Consider the following 3,751-nt stretch of genomic DNA (forward strand, 5'->3'; position numbering starts at 1 on the left):
CGGCCTCCTTACCCTTTTCCCCGAAGGCATCGCTCCAGACCTTATTAATATCTTCGTAGGAAAACTTCGCCCCGGGATAAGAAGACGCTATCTTCTTTTTAAATCGCCGGTAGGCTGACATCATTTGGGCTTTTTTCTTATCAATATCCGATGATTTATAGTTGAGGTGGCCTACCAGAAAATTCTTCACCGCCAGATCAAATCCCCGGCCCTGTTCCATGTCTGACGCTATGGATTTCCAGGCCTGATCCTGCAGCTCCATGAATCCTCTCGTTAAATCCGATTCAAAATTAGACGGATCACCGGGACCAGATTGACGGGTCAATTGACTGGTCACTGCTTTTTTAAGGGCTTCAGAAAGCAGAGTGGCGAGCATTGCGTTTTGATCATACCAGAGGTTTATCTGCAAATCGGACTTTGAATTGGCTGCAATCCATAACCTGATAGTGTTCAGCTCTGCGACGGTTGGGCCGATGCTGACAAAATGCAGCTTTTCAGGGACTGGTTTAATGGCGACATCTAACCAGCGACGAAAGTTTGTAGTCAGTTTCGCAAATTTTTCGCCGGCTTCCCCTTTCATCGGGTAATTCCTGGTCAGGTCGATGAGTTTTTTGTAGACCTTTACCGCTAGAGCAAAGGTTGATGAAGAATTCACACGACGGTAGCCATCAAACATCCTAAAAGCCCTGAACAGATGTTCAAAACGTGTGTGTATGTCTGTATTCACGGCGCGTTGATGTAGCAATAACGGCGCAAATTCCCTATGGAACGTGATAAAGTCAGGAATCAGTTTATTCATTAATTCGAAGTCTGAACCTGCAACAGGAGCAGATTCAGAATCAGAACGGCGAACCCTGTGCCCCGACGCCGGTCTGGTGAGTGCGGGATAGCGGTGCCAGAGGGAAAGTGGCAGAAGACCGCCATCTGCGGTCATTGTGCCAATGGCAGCCAGTTGCAGACGATAAGTGCCGTTCCTGTCAGGCTCTGCTGTCAGTTTCAGATAACGCCCCAGGGAGCCATATCCGGTCACTGCCAGAGGTACGGGTTTTCTACTGTCTGTCGCTGTCGTTTGATTAAACCTTACCTGCACCGGCAGGGTCTCTTTGAGTATCACCTGACGGGGGTTTACTACCGGTAACGGCAGTCTGTCCTGTCCGGGGTTGCCCTGTCCAGAGTAGTACCGTGGCAAACCAAGCTCAGTACGAATCCTGTTTTTGGCCGCATTGGCATCTTCTTCTGGTGCCAGCCCAAGGGCCAGCCGTAATGCTTCCCCCAGCTGGTAAAAGAACGAAAGATGGCCTGCCAGCCACCCGGAGCCGTAGGGCAGGTCCCCCTCATCCGGATCAAAAGGGATAAGCGTGAAGGTGCCGTTATTGACTGTCTGGTTAACCGGAGCAAGATCATGGATGGTGTCATTTTCCGCACTATGACGAATGGGCTGGTAGGTCAGCGGGCCTGACTGACTGGCAGTGGACGCGCCATTGCGACCTGGGATAATCAAGCTGACATACTCCCCGGGGATCGTCCTGTTGCGCTCATCGGGGTGGACTTTAAGTATACCCTGGTCGTGTATGTCACCAAGAGTGTCAGGTCTTATCGGGGTTGTTACGTTGCTCGATAGCATCCGTAACTCCTCGGTATTGTTCAACCGGTGTCTGAACAGCTCGCTGGCATCCACCAGTTGCCGCAGGTCACTGGCAAGGGTCTGATGACTGGAACTGGCCAGATAGTCCGGTGTCAGATAAACCCCAATCCAGTCACCCAGAGCCTTGAGGGTAAGGAATCTGCCCCGAACGCTGCTGGTGGTATTGTTTAAGAGCGGCGCCTGCTCCGGCTCGAACAGACCATCGTATTCATCCTGTTGTGCCTCGTCATTTTTTTTCAGTCGCTGAAGGTTTGCCAGAGCCGGGTTGTTGGGGTCTCTGTTACTCAGCCAGTCCAGACTGGCATCAAGTGCCCTGCGGAAAAACCATTGTTCACTGCGTAGCGGCTGTTCGCCATAAACTGTGACAATGGCCTCGAGCAAATCCGCCATTTCCCCGGCTGTGTGGTTAGTCTCAGCTAACGCCTGCCAGTCTCCCATAACGCTGGCAAGTGCTGGCGCCAGCCCGTCACCCTGATAAAGTTCCCGGACGGCATCAACAAAGTCTTCCGCTGTGCCACCCCGTTTCCTGAGATCATGGCGTTGGCCTGACACCAGTTGCCGGTAGAGATCACCGGACTCTTGTGGCCATTGCCGGGCCTGGTAACGTTCATCAAGCCCATAATGTGGTTTTAGTGCTTCCAGCCTGCTGCCAGTGATCCCCCACAGCTGTTCAATACCGGCCACAGCCAGGGCATTGTCGGTCAGGGTTTCTCTCCATGTTGGTATCAGCAGGGCCGACAGTCCGTGCCCAAGAGCTTCGTCAGAGTGCCGGGAAAGATCGGCGGCTCCCAGACGAATCAGTGGCCGACTGTCGTTTGTGAAGGTTGCGTCACTGTCAATAAATAATCGGTCGGACTCTGCCTTGATAAGAGGGACTTTGTTATCCGTGCCACCCGGATCACTGGCAATCTGCAGTCCGTGAAGAAAGGTCAGCAACTGCCGGTTAAAACCACCGTATAGAAACAGTCCTGCCAATTTCTTGAGGTCAAAAACCAGCCGCCGGAGCGTTTGTGCCGGATCCTTGTAACCGAGTGAATGGTAGCTTTCCACATCAAGGGTGATGTCGGCCAGTCGCAGTGGCGGAGCGGCGTCGCCCTGGGGGTATACCCTGATGCCTATTTCTGTTCCGTTAACCCGGGTGCGGTAACCATCGCCAAAAGCAGGACAGGCTATTGTCTCGTCGATGCGCAAAAGAGGCGCGACGGGTGTGAAAGGAGAAAAACTGTCAGGCACTGGTCTGGTAACATTGCCTGTTGGACGGATCTCCTCACTTTTGAGCCAGGCAAGTGTTTGACCAAGATCGTTTTTAGAATGCCAGTGTCTGGCTTGCAGTTGGGCACTTAGAGGAGTTGGCGGCTTCCCAGGATTTTTTGGGGCATTGAACAGATCAGGAAGCAAAGACTCCAGCCAATAGAGTGAAACCGGTGATACTTTCTGATTCAACCATTTGGCAGCCAGGGTTTCAGAGATAAAGTCGAGCTGTGTTTGAGTGGCTATAGCGGAAACCACGTCATCAGTCTGGCTGATGGGAGACGGGATTAAACCGCCACCATTTTCTGTGGAACCATTCTGACGTGCCTGAAATTCTGACCAGAAGTTATTGGGATCACAGGCCTCATAAACGACCATTGCTATATTGTTTAGCAACCTGGCAACGAGCCGGTCAGTTCCAAGAGCATCGGCTATACCGGCAGCTTTGCCCGAAGCCTGGGGCAATAATGACGGATTGATGATCGATTGCCCGATTAACAAGGTGACGCCATCGTCGTCATAATAGATATTCTGCCCCGGCAAATCAGGGTCAGACAGGATAATACTGATATTCCGATGCATGTAGTGAGGAAAAAAACCGGACTGCTCGATTAACCAGAAGGCTCGGTCAATGGCTGTCCTGACAGTAAGAATGTGTTCTGGTGTGGCAAAGACCGACTCCGGGTTGGCCGGGTTCGCCGACAGTCTGATGGTAAAACTATCGGTATGAACAGTGGCCGAGTAAAACCAGTCATCGCCGGTATCAATCCACTGTCGCTTATAAGTAGGATTGAGAGGGACGGTGTCGGTCAGATTTGCAGACATAAGAGAAGATCTCCGCAACTAACAGGTCGT

1 protein-coding gene (running past one end of the window) is annotated in these 3,751 nt (G+C 52.0%); it reads right to left on the reverse strand.

Features of this window, described 5'->3' with window-relative positions; all coding sequences use genetic code 11:
* A protein-coding gene (locus ACOJUN_RS17895; protein ID WP_422133270.1) for a TcdA/TcdB catalytic glycosyltransferase domain-containing protein crosses the window boundary here: on the reverse strand, positions 1–3,721 show its 5' end (the start). Its footprint begins 24,680 nt before the window's first position; only the first 3,721 of its 28,401 coding nucleotides appear in the window; it begins with the start codon at positions 3,719–3,721; its stop codon lies beyond the left edge, outside the window.
* Positions 3,722–3,751: the final 30 nt, after the last annotated feature.

It is taken from the genome of Endozoicomonas sp. ALD040 (genome assembly GCF_049275945.1).
Lineage (GTDB): Bacteria > Pseudomonadota > Gammaproteobacteria > Pseudomonadales > Endozoicomonadaceae > Endozoicomonas_A.